The organism is Vreelandella sp. H-I2, assembly GCF_052959335.1.
Genome location: NZ_JBRAMC010000003.1, coordinates 147,832 through 162,823, shown reverse-complemented (window position 1 = coordinate 162,823; position 14,992 = coordinate 147,832). Strand labels below are relative to the sequence as shown.

The window sequence follows — 14,992 nt, the reverse complement described above, 5'->3', positions numbered from 1 at the left end:
TTGCTCCGTGGTGGGTCGGTTATAGCAAACGACTAATCACTCGATACCTCAGCTCATAAATGAAGCTCTGGTAAAGAGTGGTTCAACCATTCGCATCACATCCAAGTATTCGTTGGGATCGTCTCTCACCATGATTACCCAAGGTGAACTTAACCAAACATCATCTACCAAGAAGGCATAAGCGAATTCAGCAAGATGATCATTAGGTACAGGCTCAGCTCCAGGAGCAAACACGGTATATACCATGTCGATGTCTTCAACATTATCCCAGCCAGCTTTCTCAAAAAACGAATGCCCACCGTACTGCACAGTGTCGGCCAGCTTTTGCAACTGAGGGGTTACCTTAACCAGCTTCCCATTTTCAAAATGATAAAAAACCATCCTAATCTCCTCGATTTAGTAACAAACAAACCCTAGATCAAATCACCCCAACCCTAGACATACCCTAGACACTTAAATCTTTATTAATAACAGCTATTTATTAACTACTGTCTAGGGTGTCTAGGGTGTCTAGGGTTATTCCCTTATAGGGGAAAATTTAAAAGGTGTTGTGGATAACTGCATAGATAATCACGCACGTACACGCGCGCGGGCGCGTACAACCCTAGACACCCTAGACAGGCATACATAACCATTTGTTTTGTATTGGCTTTCATTGTCTACCCTTGGCAATATGTACCCTAGACATACCCTAGCAACCCTAGACATCATCAAGAGGAGACCCCCCATAAGGCTTGATCCAACCCTGGCACTTGTCCCAGCTCGCCGGGTTCCAGCCTGCCTCTAATGCCTGGTCTCTAAACGCCTTCACCAGCGCACCCAGCTTCCTACCATCGCCCAGGTCTACCCCATCAGGAGGGTTCGGGAGGAAGAAGATCGACCGCTTTCGAATGTTCTCCATGTCGTACCACCAATACTGCTTATCTGTCTTCGGCACCTGAGTGCTAACGAACAGCGAGAACTTCGTCTCGCTCATCGTGTGCTCACGGTTCTTACTGCACCACTCAAGGTAGAGATCGTGCACATCCTGCGTCCTGGCCACCGTAAAGGGAACCCCCAATATGCCCTCACGCCAAGCCACCAGGAAGTTCTCCCAGCTTGCCCGGCTCAATGCGACCAATCGCTCACGGGCAGGCGTCTTAGGTGGCCGCGTGCGTTCATCAAAGTCACCGGTGTCATAGTTCAGCAGGTAATGATAAAACGCCTCGATACCGCCGTTGACCAGCTCACGGCCTACGGCCTGGCTTGCTTCAGGGGGTAGCGTCTTTTCAGGCCAAATCACCAACATCCGCCGGTCATGCTCACTGATCGGCCACGGCATGATCTCATTGGAGAGGAACGCAGCGTTCATATAGTTGGCCTGTTCCCAACCGTTCATGAACTTAGCCTCCACGCGCATCGTCTTACCGGTGACCATGTGCTTGATCTTACCGACCTGGTTATAACGCTGGTCGCGGCTCACCACCTCCTCAAACACACCGTAAAGCTTACTTTCCTGCCACTGGTTCCAGTTCATCTCCAACTGCGCCTGGCCAACCGTCGCTGAGTACATCCCATAGATCGCACCCATCACATCGGAAAGCAGCAACGACTTACCCGAGCCCTCGATCGTAGAGTGGGCCAATACGGCAGTATCCAGTTTCGCACCCAAGTTCTGCAGCGGGTACGCCAGCCAGCAGGTCAGCCAATGCGTCGCCGCAGCGTCGTTACTGCACAACCACTGAATCAGGTACTGAATCGACTTGCACCGCTGAGGCTCAGCGACCGGCTCAAGCGGCAACCCCTCAAACGTATTGATGTACTCGCCGGGGCTTTGCGTCATTCGGGGGTCAAAGATCAGGCAATCATGGGGAATCTGGCGCCGTTCAGTCGAATTGATCCACAACGACCATGCATCGCCCAACGCCAACTGCACGGCCCTAGCCGGTAAGCGCTGCTTTAACTGCCGATCCCATATCTCCTGGGTACCGTCTAAATACACGTAACGGTCAGTAGGTGCCATGCCCAGCTTGCCTTGCCCAGCCTTCTGCTTACCCGCAAGCTTAGCTTCAGCCACCTGGTGGCGCGCCTGATCCGGGTCAATCAGCTTCTTATCGTGCCGATCTATCCACGCCTTAGCTAACGACTTACCAACGTACGCCTCAAATGCACCCCACTTGATCAGCCGGCGTTTAACTAAATCGAATACCTGCTTCTCACCTTCGAGCAATGCAAAGCGCCGATGTACAATTTCTTCGGTCCACTCTTGGCCCTCCCCCACGCCCCCCGGAGCTGCAGCAGCCATCGGCGGTACCGGGGGCTGCCATTCAGAGGGGGCCGGGGGGAGTTCTTCATCATTAGCAGCACACGCCAACTGCGCATTGATTTGTTCACGAACAGCCGAAAGGCCACGGGCAACGTGAAGATCATTCCAATCCGGCATCAGGCCACCTCGCCAAGCTCAGCGAATACTGCACGGCAACCGTATTCAAAAGCCACCGCCTCAGCTTTGGTTCTGCCGGGGTTACCCACGGTATCCACATCATCATCACCGCAGATCACTAACTCCGCATGCGGATAAAGATCCCGCAACTGGGGGACCACCCGCGCTATGTTGCCGTCATCCAGTGCCACTGCCACCGGCCACCCCATCGCCTCATGTACACTCGCACCCGTGGCGTAGCCTTCCACCACACCGATCATAGCGGGCTGCTCTTGCCAAGCGATGCGATGCCAGCAACCGCTCTTGCGTCCAAACTTAGGGAAAAGCTTCGTGCCTTTCGAATTAATCACCTGCAACGACCACAACACATCACCACCGTCATACAGAGGCAATACCGCATCACCTACGCGTAGCTGAAACAGATGCAGATGATCGGGGCGCGGGGTAGGTAGTTGATCAAAGAAATCCTTCACCTCACTACCGGCCCAAACGCTGGCGGCTTCAACCTTCGCATCAATGCTCACCAGCACCGCCCGCTTGACGAACATCACCCCATGGCTACCAACGCCCTTATCAGACAAATAAGGCGCAGTACCCTCACTGGTTAAATGTCGCTCCATGACCAGCTGGCACGCATGAGAAACCGCTTGCTGCATCTTCGCCAGTTTCGCCTGATCGGCTTCCACTTGTTCAGCGGCTTTACGGCGTCGCTCTTCCTGCTCAGCCTTCAAACGCTTCCGATCGGCGGTGCTCATTTCCTTACGCTCACGCTTCCAGCCGTTCGCGGAGGCTAGTTTAATGATGGTTCCCAAGCGCACATGGCCTGGCTGCAGGCTACGCCACACACTCTTAGCATCCGCCGCTTTGTAGCTAGCACCACCCTGACTCCACTCATCAAATGCAAAAAAGCCGTCATCACCGTATTCAGTTTTGACGGCATTGCCGATATTCACCCACATATCACGGTCATCGGCAGGGATATGAGTTAACGCCAGGCGCAGTTCGTCAATAGAAAGTAAATCCATCACCGCCCCTCCAATATCGACTGACACTCGACACACAACTGCACCCCCGGCAACGCCTTACGCCGCGCCGCCGGGATCGGGTCATCACACTCCTTGCAGATCGCACGGCTGGCCAGAGCAGAAGGCGGGTTCTGTTTACGCGCCTCCAACACCTGATCTAACCGCCACTCGATATAATCATTCGCGATATCGGCCTTATCCATTGTTAGCATCCCCATCAAACCGCTGAGCGCTCACCAGCAGCCCTTGCAGGGCGCTGATCAACTGGCCTTTCAGCTTCTTAAGCTCGGAAACCTCGCTAGGGGTATAAACCCCGTCTTTACGATGCTCGCTGATGCGGCTCAACAAATCAGAGACACGGCTCGACATTTCTGCCACCGACTCCATCAACTGCTGCTCGCTGCTGTCGTTGGTTGCTTCCTGGTACTCGAACCAATGAGCACCCGGTACCAAGGCCAGCAATGAATCCAAAATACGCGGGTCGCGGGTCGCTTCCAGCACGTACTCCAGATCGTCAACGGTCAGCTTGTGGGTATCTGCGTTAGGGTTTAGGCGATGCTGCAGCGTGGTGGCAGGCACCCCATAAACAGCAGCAATCGCCTTGCCGCCGCCGGGGTAATCACGTGCCGCGTGATACAACGATAAATTCAGGGGCAGGATTTCGCGCTCTGCGCGATCTCGTGATGTGGGCCAACGTTTAGACATGGCATTACTCCTGTTCCTATGCCATGCGCTAAAGCTCCCCAGTGGTGTATGATGGGAACTGTAGCGCACGGGGCTTTATTGGTTTGCTCTCGTGCGTTGCAAAAAGTCCAGTGAGGGCACTTGTCTGTGGTGGGCAGACCCTCTCTGGCAACCGCTGGGTAAGTTGCTTTCGAGCAGCTTATCCAGCACCTCTAACGAATCGTTAGGCGACCTCTAGCTCTTCCTTGCTTACTCCGTAATGCTGCAATACTTCCGACAGTGAAACAGAACCTTCACTGCCACGTGCCAGCGCACGCATAAATTTCAATGAAGCACCTCGGCTGCCACTGATCACATGCGCCCTTAGGTACTTAGTGGATGTGCCAACCCGCTCTGCAAACTTTTCAAGTTGGGCTTCATCTTGCTGCTTAAGGTAATCACGAAGCTGCATAGTGTTATCTCCGATGAGTCATGTCATTAAGAATGACACCTAGAGATTATAAAAGCAACACCTTAATGGTTATCGCAACCTTTGCGGTTATAAAGAAGAATAACCTCATGAATATACACGCCTTGCGATTAGAGCTGCTCCATAAAGTAATGGAACAGCGACACATGAATCTGCAGAAATTATCTGACGCACTGGACAGACATCCCAGCCAGTGCAGCAGCTTTGCGGGCAAAAATCCCAGCAAGAATATTGGAGAACGGCTTGCACGACATATCGAAGAGAAGCTAAATCTGCCTACCAATTATCTGGATGACGTTAGAAACCTCATTCACGGCGTCAGAGATAATCAAGCGGAATATAATCCAGATGATGCCAGCGTTCTGCATCCCGTTGGACATATGCTGCCTGTCATTGCAATGGCCACAGCAGGCGCCCTCAAAGAGTCATTCGAGGAAGCTGACATCGAAGAATATGTACCCGCCCCAGGCAACTGCAGCCAGTTTGCTTTCGTCTTGATACTTGATGGCATATCAATGCTGCCAGACTTTCACCCTAGAGATCGCATAGTCATTGACCCCAAGGCAGAATGGTTATCTGGTGATGTGGTATATGCACGATGCACTCAAACTGACCAAGGAACATTTAAAGAAATACGCTACGAAGATGGCGACTACTACCTATGTGCCAGAAATCCCAAGTGGGAGCCTCAATACATGAAGATGGGTGATTCTTGGGAAGTGGTTGGCAAGGGGCTTTACTTGGTCAAAAAGCTTTAATTCACCTTTGCCGGAAAAATATAACCTCAAAGATTATTAACCTTAACGGTTGACAAAACTGTTTTGGTGAACAAAACTCGTTGTCATAGCCGCCCACCACGGAGTTATGACAACGATGCAAACCAATGCCCAACCATGCCGGGTGTACATGCACCCGGCTGCAGGTAACAGCCACATCGCCATCCAGGCCATGCAACACGTCACAGGACGCGTTGCCGCACGCCTGGCTGGCAAACAATCCCGCACTATCTTTCTACTCACCCCTGAAGAAGCGGCTCGCTATCAGCGCACACCGCAAGGTGGTGCAGTATGAGCACCGTCACACCTATCCAATCGGCAGCAGCGCTTACCCAGGCACACCGTGATGTTATGGCCTACATACAAGACCTGGCCATCACTGTCAGCCTGCAAGGCGAACACGCCATAAATGCCCAGTACATTGGCCATACCCATGAGTTTGAAGTGCACGCTTATCGGCGCAATCAGCTTAAAGCGAAGAATTTCCAGGCTGACAGACGCTTCGGTATTCAGTTGCCTGGAATGCCCGTTGAGCATTGGCATGAAGACTACTCACACTCATTGATAGAGCTGCAAACCGTGGCACGCGAGCTTGAAGCCCTCCTAACCCCACCTACAGGAGACGATGCCGCATGATTCCTACCCGCTTTGAATCCCAACAGCCCGCACGCTCACTCGGCAAGCGCTACACGCTGAAAGAAGCCGCGGCGCTACTTGGCACCGGCCACATCACCCTATGCAAGCAGCTGCGCACGATCGGCATGCTGGACGCCAACAACCTCGGCACCCGCCCGCACACGAGTACGGGTCGCCTCTTCGTTGAGCTGAAAGCCTTCAAGCATGAAGGCCTAGGCACCGAAAAGCCCTACGGCAAAACCCTGGTAACAGAGCGCGGACTGCTCTACATCGCCAACCGCTTAGGTATTCGCATCCAGCGCGACGCGGCGAACGACGAATAAAGCGATGCCCGCAAGCATCACCCCGTTTCGCGATGTGGCCACCGCCACGCCGAAAACCACGGCCTAACGGCCACACCACCACGCAAGAGGAAACCAATCATGTCCACTCAATCCACCAGCACCGATATCAACGCCCTGCTAGACGACCTAGACGCCGGCATCTTCCGCGAAAAGCTAGCCCGCGCCCTAAGCGACGCCGCCCATGGTTGCGTGGCCCACGGCAAAGCCGCTGACGTCACCATCAAGTTCAGCCTCAAGCAGATCGCGGACAGCTCGCAAGTCGATTGCGCCCACAAGCTGACCTATGTGGTACCCACCGCCAAAGGCAAGCGCTCTGAGGAGAACACCACCAAGACCCCGCTATATGTCGGCAAAGGCGGCAAGCTCACGCTGTTCCCCGAGAACCAGGGCAAATTCGACTTCCAGCCGGATGCCCAAGGCACCACCCAGCGCGCTTAACCAGCGCATAGACACACCGAAAACCCACCAACGCAAACCAATGCATTAAGGAATCACCATGGATCACCAAGCCATCGACCGTATTCAATCCCTTGTCCACGCCGCGATGATCGGCAACCCAGGCACCGACGTGCCCACGCTGCTGGTACCGGAAGGCTACGCGCTGGAGTCGCTGGAGAAATACCAAGAAAACCCATCCCGCTTTCGCGGCACGTTCTCGACTGAATCAATCGAGGACTATGGCAACTACGTTAACGCGGAAGATGAAGCCCGCGTGTTTGTTGATGTGGATGCCATGCGCGCAGCCGCCTTTTTTGACCTAGGTAACCCAGGCTCACCCGGCCACGGCGAACACCGCGCCTACCTCAAGCTAGAAGCCACCGGTGCTTATGTCGCCTGCTTACAAGCCAACGGCAACAGCTTCGCCCAAAAAGAGCTAGCCCACTGGATCGAGGACTGGCACCACTGCATCACCGGGATCGACAGCAACGGCGAAGACCTCACCGCTAAACAGCTCGCCAACGCCGTGCGCAAAATCGAAATCAAAGCGACTTCTGAGCGCAGCCATGAAGAAGGCGACTGGAACACTAAACGCTCAGGCATGGACGCACTGGATGCCACCGCAGGCGATGCCACGCCGGATATCATCCGCTTCCACTGCCTGCCGTATGAGGGCCTTACCTACCGCACGTTTGAAATGCGCGTCTCGATCCTGACTGACGACATCAAGCCAAAGCTGAAACTACGCATCATCGGCCTGGAAACGGCGCAGGAAGAGATGGCGAAAGAGTTCAAGCACGTGCTCGCCAATGAGCTTGGCGCGAACACAACACTACTGCTGGGCTCATTCAGCAAGTAAGCACTAAAGCAATAGCACCCGCACGACGACCCCGCCGCTGCCCACCACTAGCGGCGGGGTTCCACCACCAGGAGCAAACCAATGCATCAACTACTTACACACCCACTATTTGAAGAACGCGAGCCCTGGGAAATTCTGCAGCCGTTCGGCTTTGAATCGAATGTTCATAGCACTGAATTACCGGACGAAGTAGAAAACCCAGAGGAGTTTGCCCAGTTTGCTCAAGATGCCAAAGCTTACATCAAAGGCTTGGATCACACGCCACCACCTGGCTTTTCCGAAATTGCCCGCTTTGAAACCGAAGATGCCGATATCGTATTCGTTTCTGTGCGCCCCAAAACACTCTTCGCGATGTCTCTGTTATGCGCCGATCCCCTCTATAGAAGCGCCAATAACATCTGCAACCCAGCCTATATCGCGGTTTACCAAGAAAGAATGAGGCAGCTTTCAGTTGAAGGTTTTATTCGGGAGGATGACGACCAGCATGAACCAGGCACCTTAGCAGTAGCCGGTACTTCTTATGCCATTAACGCAGCGGACGCTCTACAGGCTGAATCACCAGAAAGTGGTAAGGATGCCCCGGCAGCAGTCTGGCCATTCCATAAGCAATGGTGGAAACCAAGTCCTGATCCCCGCCGCAACCTAATCAAAGCAGGCGCCCTAATCCTCGCAGAAATCGAACGCCTAGACCGCACCGCCGCCAAGGCTAAAGGTAAAGCTGGGGAGGACGCGGCATGACAACCTCTCGCGAGCAGAACCAAGCTGGCCCCCAGTACCCACAATACCGCTTTGTCGAGTTCAGCAAAGTACGCCAACTCCGTGGTGCCGAAGCGGCTCGCATCGAGATCATCTACGCGCATGGCGACCATGACGAACTATGGATGTCCGCTGGCGACCTACACGGCAACATACGCCAGTTCGGCGAACATGAAGCGTTGACCGAAGCCCTAAAAGCCTACAGGCAAGGGGGCCGGGGATGAACTACGAAGCCTGGCGTATCTCTTTTCAAGACCCCGAGCAGGCTGCGAAAGCGGCCTATGAAGAAGCCCAGCGATATAAGCGAATGTTCAACATGGCAATCAACAGCATCGTTGAACTGACTGAAGCCGCTGGCATCCCCAAAGAAAATCAACTCACAGGCGGAAATTTCCAGGCGCTCAACGCGATTGAGAAGCTCAAAGAACGCCGCGAGAAATGGAAAGCCCGGGCGCTGGAAGCTGAGCAAGCCGTTCGTGAGATGGTAGTCAATGGAGAGGATATTGGGGCGGCCCATTCTGAGCACCTCGAAGTCACCGCCTGCAATGAAACGCTCAGCATCAAGGTAGGCATCGAAATCCTCTGCTATGCCGTCACAATAGGCAGGCCCTACGGAAATGGCGACATAAAAATTACCGACCGCGATAAATTTACCGAAGGGCTTGTTAGCGAACTGCAAAGCGAGTCAGAAAATGGCACTACGCCAGTCCACACAATGCTTGATGAAGCGGTAAACATGATGCTGGAGAACGGCGAAGAGGGTGTAGATTTCGAGGATGACGACTTATGAAACGACAGCCTCCCCACTGGCGCACCCAATTCGCACTCGATTACCAGGGTGAAATCAACGTAGATCTATTTGCCGGCGGCGGCGGTGCCAGCACCGGTTTAGAGATGGGCCTAAAGCGGCCCGTGCACGTGGCGATCAACCACGATCCCGACGCCATCAGCATGCACACCGCCAACCATCCCGGTGCCGAACACTACCAAAGCGATGTCTACGAAGTAGATCCAAACGCAGCCACACGCGGCCGCCCGGTAGGATGGTTACACGCCAGCCCAGACTGCACCCATCACAGCCAAGCCCGGGGCGGCCAGCCGCGCAAACGCGCTATCCGCTCACTTAGTTGGGTAGTCCACAAATGGGCAGGCCTGGTGCGCCCCCGTGTTATCTCACTGGAGAACGTCGAGCAAATACTGCAGTGGGGTCCACTCGTCGCTAAACGCTGCAAAGAAACCGGCCGTGTTAATAAAATCAACGGCACCGTAGCCGCGCCAGGTGAACAAACGCCGATCAATGAACAATTCCTGGTACCGGATAAGAAACGCCGCAGCCAAAACTGGCGGCACTTCATCGGTGGCTTGCGCGCCCTAGGCTATGAAGTCGAGTGGCGCACCATCGCCGCCTGCGACTTCGGCGCACCCACCACACGTAAACGCTTGTACCTAATCGCCCGCCGCGATGGCCAGCCCATCGTATGGCCTGCACCTACCCACGCCCGCAAACCCGCCAAAGGCCAAAAGCGCTATGCTTCGGCGGCATCGTGCATTGACTGGTCGGATCTCGGCAAGAGCATTTTCAACCGCCCGCGCCCACTCGCAGAGAACACGCTGAAACGGATCGCCAAGGGCATTGATAAGTTCGTCATCAATGCAGCTCAACCATTCATAGTACCGATCGCCAACTACGGTACTGGTGAAGTGGTGCAGCCCATTAGCGAACCCCTACGCACAATTACCGCATGGCCGAAAGGCGGCAGCTTTGCCGTGGCATCACCCTGCTTGGTCCAGCTAGCCCACGGCCAGGGTAAACCTGGTGGCGTACAACGCTGGGGAATCGGCAGCCGCGAAATTGAAGAACCCATGAACACGATCACCGCTAGCAGCGGCATGGCGGTGGCCACCGCCTACATGGCGCAAATGAATGGCGGCTTCTACGAAGGCGCCGGTCGTGCAGCGGATGACCCGTTAAGCACCATCACCGGCCGCGGTACCCAACAGCAGATCGTTACGGCCCACCTGATGGTACAACGCCAAAACCAACACGGCGCTGATGTGACGCAGCCGCTCCAGACAATTACTGCAGGCGGCCTTCATCATGGCTTGGTGCACTGCACACTTTCGCAGCAGGTAGAAGAAAACGCCCTGCAGGTGGCAGCGTTCCTTATGCGCTACCACAGTACCGGTGGGCAATGGGCGGACCTTAATGAGCCGATGACAACAGTGACGACGAAAGACCGCCTAGCGCTGGTCACCGTCTATATCAAAGGCACCCCTTATGTCATCGTGGATATTTGCCTGCGAATGCTCAAACCCCGCGAGCTCTACCGCGCCCAAGGTTTTCCCGATAGCTACATCATCGATCGCGGCCACGAAGGCAAACCCTTCACGATCACCGCGCAAACCCGCATGTGCGGCAATAGCGTCAGCCCCCTGCCCATGGCAGCACTCGCCGCCGCTAATGATCACCAAGTAGTAGAGCTCAATCACATGGAGGGCGTGTCATGAAAAAATATAGTGTTGGCATTAAGCCAGAAACGATGCCAAGCCAAGGGGCGCCTGCTGCCTGCACACTAACAGGAGGCGACCATGCTACCGATTGATCACGTCACCATTGAACGCTTCAGCGAGCTCACGGGCTACAGCGAGTTCGCTATTAGATCAAAGATCAAGCGCGGCGATTGGCGCCAAGGTGAACAGTTTTTCAAAGCCCCTGATGGGCGAATACTAATGTCACTAGAAGGGTATGCGAAGTGGGTAACCAAGGGAGCAACTACGAAGGCGTCCGTGCTGCGTCCAGCAGTAGTATCGAAATCGACTTCTACTACGAGGGCACGCGCTGCCGCGAACGACTCAAGCTTGAGCCCACCCCCGCTAACATGAAAAAAGCGGCGCGCCATCGCGCCGCGGTTATTTCCTCGATCGAAGCCGGCACGTTCGATTATCAGGTCACCTTCCCTCGCAGTAAGAATGCCCGAAAGTTCATGCGTCAGGATCGGCTAGATCACTACCTACGCCAATGGCTAAACAGCAAGCGCCCCGCACTAAAGGCTTCAACGATCAAAACCTACGACACGATCATTGAACGCCTGCTTATTCCAGAGATGGGGCATTTACTGCTAGCGGAAGTAACACGCCCCCAAGTGCGCAACTGGCTAGCGACCCTAAGCTGTGGCAATAAGCGGCTATCGAACATACTAATGGTGCTACGCTCAGCACTCAGTGACGCCATGCACGATGAGCTGCTCGATACTAACCCACTGCAGGGCTGGCACTATCGCTTGAAGGAAACACCAGGACCACGGAAAGGCCCCGATCCGTTCACACGTGAGGAACAGGCAGCGATCCTAGCGGCCGCACGCGAAAACGTACGCCCGCTGCTTCAATTTGCGTTCTGGACTGGCTTGCGCCCTAGCGAATATATCGCGCTTGAATGGGGGGATATTGATTGGCACCGCATGGAAATCACCGTAAACAAATCCATCACCGCCGCAGCCAAGGGTGAAGCAGAAGATACCAAGACCACTGCAGGCAGGCGTACCGTTGCTTTATTACCTCCCGCAGCTCAGGCGCTAAAAGCACAGATGCAATACACCAGACTTCACCCCAGCGGCCGCATCTTCCTGTGGCCACGCAGCCAGAAGCCGCTCAGCGGCGACAACGATATAAGGGAAAAGCTTTGGCGACCAGCTGTGATCCGCTCAGGCGTTAGGTACCGCACCCTTTACCAGACACGGCACACGTATGGCTCCATGATGCTATCAGCGGGAGAACCGTTAGCATGGGTGAGTAAGCAGATGGGGCATAGGGATGTGGTGTTTACGGCGAGAACGTATGCTCAATGGATACCGAACACTTCACCAGAGCTGGGATTGCGTGCAGTCGAGATGTTTGGTGATGGTCAGCTTTGAGTCAGCAATAAAGGTTAAGTGATTGATTTGGTGTGGTTGCTAGGATGTTCGAGTCTCCCCATCCGCACCAAATTCAATGCTTTAGATTGCTCTATATAGTCTGAAGCCAAGCAGATCAAGCGTATTACGCACCCTTCTTTGGTCTGCTTTCACCTGAACTGCCCCTTTTAGTGTTCGTTTTTATGTATGCCCTCTTGTATGCTTAAATCTTTGTATACAGAAAGCAATCATGCATGAAAAGCAATCACCCCAAGCTTGTTAATTTCAGAATTTACTGCATTACCATATTATTGCTCGTTGAAATGCCGCCTAGGTCGTACTGTACTGGTATAAGCTGCGCCATCGAGAGATGGTTTGTTGCTGAAGAAGCAAACCAGCAGGAACGGAGGGTAGCATGGCGCGTCTAATAACGTTACCAGTACTAGCCAATCCTGAATGGTTAGGCTATAGGCTTAGGGGTAAGACGCAATACACCTCTCAACAAGGAATCAGGAGGTTCGCATGAGAAAGTGGATTATGATGGCAGCTGCAAATTGGTTGCGTAAGCCTGAAAACCGACAGAAAGCCAAATCCGCCTGGAGCAAGTTTCGTAATCGCGATTCTGGAAAGCGTCCACCGCAACAGCCGCAAGCTACGCCGCGCCATACGACAGAGCGACGGCCTAACGACAATGGCGACAATCGTCCTTAATCCCCAAAGCACTCGATCGTTTGGGCCATTCACATAGAAATGTGCTGCATACTCAATCGTTGTTACTAAGAAGCCCCGCTGGAAGACGAACCAGCGGGGCTTTCATGTTTGGCGGTTACTTAACAACACAGCGCCACATAATGATAATAGCTCGATCTAACTGACTTGCCCCCGCTTTTCCGTTAGGCTCTGTCTGAAATACTCGCTATATTTTCCGGCAATGACTAGCTTCAAAGACTGTCTCAATGGGCGGTCTCAAAGAGCTGCCCCAAAAGACTATGAGAAGGATCTCGTGTAATGGAATGGCTTAACGATAACGCTCAAGCAATTTCCGCAGTGGCCAGCATTTGCACCCTCTTTGTCTGGGTGTTTTATGCCCAGTTGCTTTATAACGGCTATGTACGCCAGCGTCGCCCGCGTGTGATTATTAATCGCGGCAAAGGCATTGGTGTGGAGGCGATCTGCCTAATCAGCAATATGAGCAGTGAAGCCATCTATGTACAACATTTGATAACGGTGCTGCATACTCAAAAACGCAGTTATTCCCTAGACGTTGTCGAGTATCAACAGCGCGGCGGCGAACAGGAAGAAAATAGCTACCACACCTTTCAAGGCCCGCTTGCTTCTGGTGGCTATTTGAATATTCAATCCTTTGGCGACATTGTGAGCCAGATCAAAGCCTACTGGGAAATTGATGATAATTTGCTGCATGACCAAAATATCCAACTTGAAATTCGTGTCATCGCTATTTATGGTTCTGAAGATATGCCCACTGGCGCGACGCGCACCTTTAACCTTGATTTAGATGCATCGCCTAACCACCAGCTTATTCCGGTAAACGTCGATACAGATCGACTTAATAGCCGCAGTCAGCGAAAGCGTGTATTAGAATGGGCGAAAGAGATTGAGACCCATAAAGCACGCTGATCCAACACCTTCGTCACGCTGTTTTTGGACAACAAGAACCCTAGATTGAGACGCCTCGATGCATAAATTCCTAACCTTCTGCTGGCTCGGCATAATGACTACGTTAGCGGCTAACGCTTATGCTGAAGAGGAGGATAGTGACCTACCTGATTGGGCGGAAGAACGCGTTGAGCCATTTCGCGAAAGCGTAGGCAACTGGGTAGATAACACCTCGCGCCGTATTGATGGGTTCTTTGGCACAGACGACCATATGCAGGCGAAGAATGAGTCTTACCTAAGGTTTGGTCAAGAAATTGACTGGATGGAGGGAGATGGCACTAGCGGCGACACTACGCTTCGTTACCGTATTGATCTGCCCACTTCAGAAGAACGCTTGCGCTTGGTCATCGAGAGTGACCCGGAAGAGTCGCAAGGCACCCTTGAGGAGCAAGGCTCAGGACGACTTGCTAATGACCAGCGTGATCGACGCAGCTCTACGTTAGGCTTAGATTGGTTAGAAAGCCGCGACAAGCGTGAAAACTGGAGCAACCGTGTAGGTGCGGGGATTCGCCTACGTCTTCCCCTCGATCCTTACGTACGCTTTACCAGCGAGCGTCTATGGCAGCTTGGCGAAGGGCCTTGGCAGCTTGAGTCGAACAATCGTGTTTCTTGGTTTAATAATGAAGGATACTCTGCCCGAACGCGCTGGGATGTTGGGCGTCCTTTAAGTGAGCGCCGCCATTTACGGTTTATTACCAACGTTCAGTGGCGCGAAGAAGAAGACAAGCTGGAATACAGTGAGATTGCTGAAATTAATCACCGTATTAACCGACGCAGCGCCTTACGTTATTCCGCTATTGCTATCGGTGAAAGCGCGTCAAATCCACGCATGACCAATTACTACTTACAAACGCGCTATCGCCGCGACATTCACAAAGGTATTTTATTTGCCGATGTCATTCCTGAGTTACACTTTCAACGCGAGGTTAGCTACTACCCACGCTGGGCGATGACCCTGCGCCTTGAGATGTACTTTCAGCGCAAAATTAACCACGACTACTTTTAAGCTTTATGTT

General features: G+C 53.5%; 20 protein-coding genes. 14 read left to right on the top strand and 6 right to left on the bottom strand.

From position 1 onward, the window contains the following. Positions 1-48: 48 nt before the first annotated feature. The 6 genes from ACUVOF_RS08575 to ACUVOF_RS08550 all read right to left on the bottom strand — a co-directional run bounded on the left by ACUVOF_RS08575 (position 49) and on the right by ACUVOF_RS08550 (position 4,582). A complete protein-coding gene (locus ACUVOF_RS08575; RefSeq protein ID WP_447043952.1) occupies positions 49-381 on the bottom strand; it encodes a hypothetical protein in 333 nt (110 codons plus the stop codon). A gap of 319 nt (positions 382-700) precedes the next feature. Further along, positions 701-2,422: a DUF5906 domain-containing protein gene (locus ACUVOF_RS08570; protein ID WP_447043951.1), complete on the bottom strand. Its 1,722-nt coding sequence runs from the start codon at positions 2,420-2,422 to the stop codon at positions 701-703. Further along, complete coding sequence (locus tag ACUVOF_RS08565) at positions 2,422-3,447, bottom strand: PriCT-2 domain-containing protein (RefSeq protein WP_447043950.1); 1,026 nt, start codon at positions 3,445-3,447, stop codon at positions 2,422-2,424. The genes ACUVOF_RS08570 and ACUVOF_RS08565 overlap by 1 nt, the downstream gene beginning before the upstream one ends. Next, positions 3,447-3,650 carry a TraR/DksA family transcriptional regulator gene (locus ACUVOF_RS08560; protein ID WP_447043949.1) on the bottom strand — a complete coding sequence of 68 codons (204 nt, stop codon included), beginning with the start codon at positions 3,648-3,650 and terminating at the stop codon, positions 3,447-3,449. The genes ACUVOF_RS08565 and ACUVOF_RS08560 overlap by 1 nt, the downstream gene beginning before the upstream one ends. Then, a complete protein-coding gene (locus ACUVOF_RS08555; RefSeq protein WP_447043948.1) occupies positions 3,643-4,152 on the bottom strand; it encodes a phage regulatory CII family protein in 510 nt (169 codons plus the stop codon). The genes ACUVOF_RS08560 and ACUVOF_RS08555 overlap by 8 nt, the downstream gene beginning before the upstream one ends. 202 nt (positions 4,153-4,354) lie before the next feature. Beyond that, positions 4,355-4,582, bottom strand: coding sequence for a hypothetical protein (locus tag ACUVOF_RS08550; RefSeq protein WP_447043947.1), 228 nt, complete (start codon positions 4,580-4,582; stop codon positions 4,355-4,357). 20 nt (positions 4,583-4,602) lie between these two features. Here ACUVOF_RS08550 and ACUVOF_RS08545 point away from each other — a divergent pair, with 20 nt between their 5' ends. The 14 genes from ACUVOF_RS08545 (at position 4,603) to ACUVOF_RS08480 (ending at position 14,982) form a co-directional block, all read left to right on the top strand. After that, the gene (locus ACUVOF_RS08545; protein ID WP_447043946.1) at positions 4,603-5,358 is read left to right on the top strand and encodes a S24 family peptidase; all 756 of its coding nucleotides are present in this window, start codon (positions 4,603-4,605) and stop codon (positions 5,356-5,358) included. 115 nt (positions 5,359-5,473) lie between these two features. After that, on the top strand, positions 5,474-5,671 hold the full coding sequence (locus tag ACUVOF_RS08540) for a hypothetical protein (protein WP_447043945.1): 198 nt from the start codon (positions 5,474-5,476) through the stop codon (positions 5,669-5,671). Then, the gene (locus ACUVOF_RS08535; protein WP_447043944.1) at positions 5,668-6,012 is read left to right on the top strand and encodes a hypothetical protein; all 345 of its coding nucleotides are present in this window, start codon (positions 5,668-5,670) and stop codon (positions 6,010-6,012) included. Before ACUVOF_RS08540 ends, ACUVOF_RS08535 begins: the two co-directional genes overlap by 4 nt. Continuing rightward, positions 6,009-6,335, top strand: a complete 327-nt coding sequence (locus ACUVOF_RS08530) for a phage antirepressor KilAC domain-containing protein (RefSeq protein WP_447043943.1) — start codon at positions 6,009-6,011, stop codon at positions 6,333-6,335. Before ACUVOF_RS08535 ends, ACUVOF_RS08530 begins: the two co-directional genes overlap by 4 nt. A gap of 99 nt (positions 6,336-6,434) precedes the next feature. Next, a complete protein-coding gene (locus tag ACUVOF_RS08525) occupies positions 6,435-6,794 on the top strand; it encodes a hypothetical protein (protein ID WP_447043942.1) in 360 nt (119 codons plus the stop codon). 58 nt (positions 6,795-6,852) lie between these two features. Continuing rightward, positions 6,853-7,653 (top strand): DUF2303 family protein, encoded by an 801-nt coding sequence (locus ACUVOF_RS08520; protein WP_447043941.1) that lies wholly within the window; start codon positions 6,853-6,855, stop codon positions 7,651-7,653. A gap of 81 nt (positions 7,654-7,734) precedes the next feature. After that, positions 7,735-8,391, top strand: a complete 657-nt coding sequence (locus tag ACUVOF_RS08515; protein WP_447043940.1) for a hypothetical protein — start codon at positions 7,735-7,737, stop codon at positions 8,389-8,391. Continuing rightward, complete coding sequence (locus tag ACUVOF_RS08510) at positions 8,388-8,633, top strand: hypothetical protein (RefSeq protein ID WP_447043939.1); 246 nt, start codon at positions 8,388-8,390, stop codon at positions 8,631-8,633. The genes ACUVOF_RS08515 and ACUVOF_RS08510 overlap by 4 nt, the downstream gene beginning before the upstream one ends. Beyond that, on the top strand, positions 8,630-9,199 hold the full coding sequence (locus ACUVOF_RS08505) for a hypothetical protein (protein ID WP_447043938.1): 570 nt from the start codon (positions 8,630-8,632) through the stop codon (positions 9,197-9,199). Before ACUVOF_RS08510 ends, ACUVOF_RS08505 begins: the two co-directional genes overlap by 4 nt. Further along, entirely contained in the window at positions 9,196-10,917 is a 1,722-nt protein-coding gene (locus ACUVOF_RS08500) for a DNA cytosine methyltransferase (RefSeq protein WP_447043937.1), read from the top strand. The genes ACUVOF_RS08505 and ACUVOF_RS08500 overlap by 4 nt, the downstream gene beginning before the upstream one ends. A 245-nt stretch (positions 10,918-11,162) precedes the next feature. Continuing rightward, a complete protein-coding gene (locus ACUVOF_RS08495; RefSeq protein WP_447043936.1) occupies positions 11,163-12,320 on the top strand; it encodes an Arm DNA-binding domain-containing protein in 1,158 nt (385 codons plus the stop codon). Positions 12,321-12,821: 501 nt separating this feature from the next. Further along, positions 12,822-13,010 (top strand): hypothetical protein, encoded by a 189-nt coding sequence (locus ACUVOF_RS08490; RefSeq protein WP_447043935.1) that lies wholly within the window; start codon positions 12,822-12,824, stop codon positions 13,008-13,010. Between the two features lie 297 nt (positions 13,011-13,307). After that, a complete protein-coding gene (locus ACUVOF_RS08485; protein ID WP_447043934.1) occupies positions 13,308-13,937 on the top strand; it encodes a hypothetical protein in 630 nt (209 codons plus the stop codon). Positions 13,938-13,995: 58 nt separating this feature from the next. After that, on the top strand, positions 13,996-14,982 hold the full coding sequence (locus ACUVOF_RS08480) for a hypothetical protein (RefSeq protein WP_447043933.1): 987 nt from the start codon (positions 13,996-13,998) through the stop codon (positions 14,980-14,982). Positions 14,983-14,992: the final 10 nt, after the last annotated feature.

Coding starts and splice junctions, on each gene's coding strand:
- ACUVOF_RS08505 (WP_447043938.1), top strand. CDS start 8,630: ATGAACTACGAAGCCTGGCGTATCTCTTTTCAAGACCCCGAGCAGGCT.
- ACUVOF_RS08480 (WP_447043933.1), top strand. CDS start 13,996: ATGCATAAATTCCTAACCTTCTGCTGGCTCGGCATAATGACTACGTTA.
- ACUVOF_RS08570 (WP_447043951.1), bottom strand. CDS start 2,422: ATGCCGGATTGGAATGATCTTCACGTTGCCCGTGGCCTTTCGGCTGTT.
- ACUVOF_RS08560 (WP_447043949.1), bottom strand. CDS start 3,650: ATGGATAAGGCCGATATCGCGAATGATTATATCGAGTGGCGGTTAGAT.
- ACUVOF_RS08485 (WP_447043934.1), top strand. CDS start 13,308: ATGGAATGGCTTAACGATAACGCTCAAGCAATTTCCGCAGTGGCCAGC.
- ACUVOF_RS08550 (WP_447043947.1), bottom strand. CDS start 4,582: ATGCAGCTTCGTGATTACCTTAAGCAGCAAGATGAAGCCCAACTTGAA.
- ACUVOF_RS08490 (WP_447043935.1), top strand. CDS start 12,822: ATGAGAAAGTGGATTATGATGGCAGCTGCAAATTGGTTGCGTAAGCCT.
- ACUVOF_RS08530 (WP_447043943.1), top strand. CDS start 6,009: ATGATTCCTACCCGCTTTGAATCCCAACAGCCCGCACGCTCACTCGGC.
- ACUVOF_RS08515 (WP_447043940.1), top strand. CDS start 7,735: ATGCATCAACTACTTACACACCCACTATTTGAAGAACGCGAGCCCTGG.
- ACUVOF_RS08500 (WP_447043937.1), top strand. CDS start 9,196: ATGAAACGACAGCCTCCCCACTGGCGCACCCAATTCGCACTCGATTAC.
- ACUVOF_RS08565 (WP_447043950.1), bottom strand. CDS start 3,447: ATGGATTTACTTTCTATTGACGAACTGCGCCTGGCGTTAACTCATATC.
- ACUVOF_RS08520 (WP_447043941.1), top strand. CDS start 6,853: ATGGATCACCAAGCCATCGACCGTATTCAATCCCTTGTCCACGCCGCG.
- ACUVOF_RS08525 (WP_447043942.1), top strand. CDS start 6,435: ATGTCCACTCAATCCACCAGCACCGATATCAACGCCCTGCTAGACGAC.
- ACUVOF_RS08555 (WP_447043948.1), bottom strand. CDS start 4,152: ATGTCTAAACGTTGGCCCACATCACGAGATCGCGCAGAGCGCGAAATC.
- ACUVOF_RS08540 (WP_447043945.1), top strand. CDS start 5,474: ATGCAAACCAATGCCCAACCATGCCGGGTGTACATGCACCCGGCTGCA.
- ACUVOF_RS08535 (WP_447043944.1), top strand. CDS start 5,668: ATGAGCACCGTCACACCTATCCAATCGGCAGCAGCGCTTACCCAGGCA.
- ACUVOF_RS08510 (WP_447043939.1), top strand. CDS start 8,388: ATGACAACCTCTCGCGAGCAGAACCAAGCTGGCCCCCAGTACCCACAA.
- ACUVOF_RS08545 (WP_447043946.1), top strand. CDS start 4,603: ATGTCATTAAGAATGACACCTAGAGATTATAAAAGCAACACCTTAATG.
- ACUVOF_RS08575 (WP_447043952.1), bottom strand. CDS start 381: ATGGTTTTTTATCATTTTGAAAATGGGAAGCTGGTTAAGGTAACCCCT.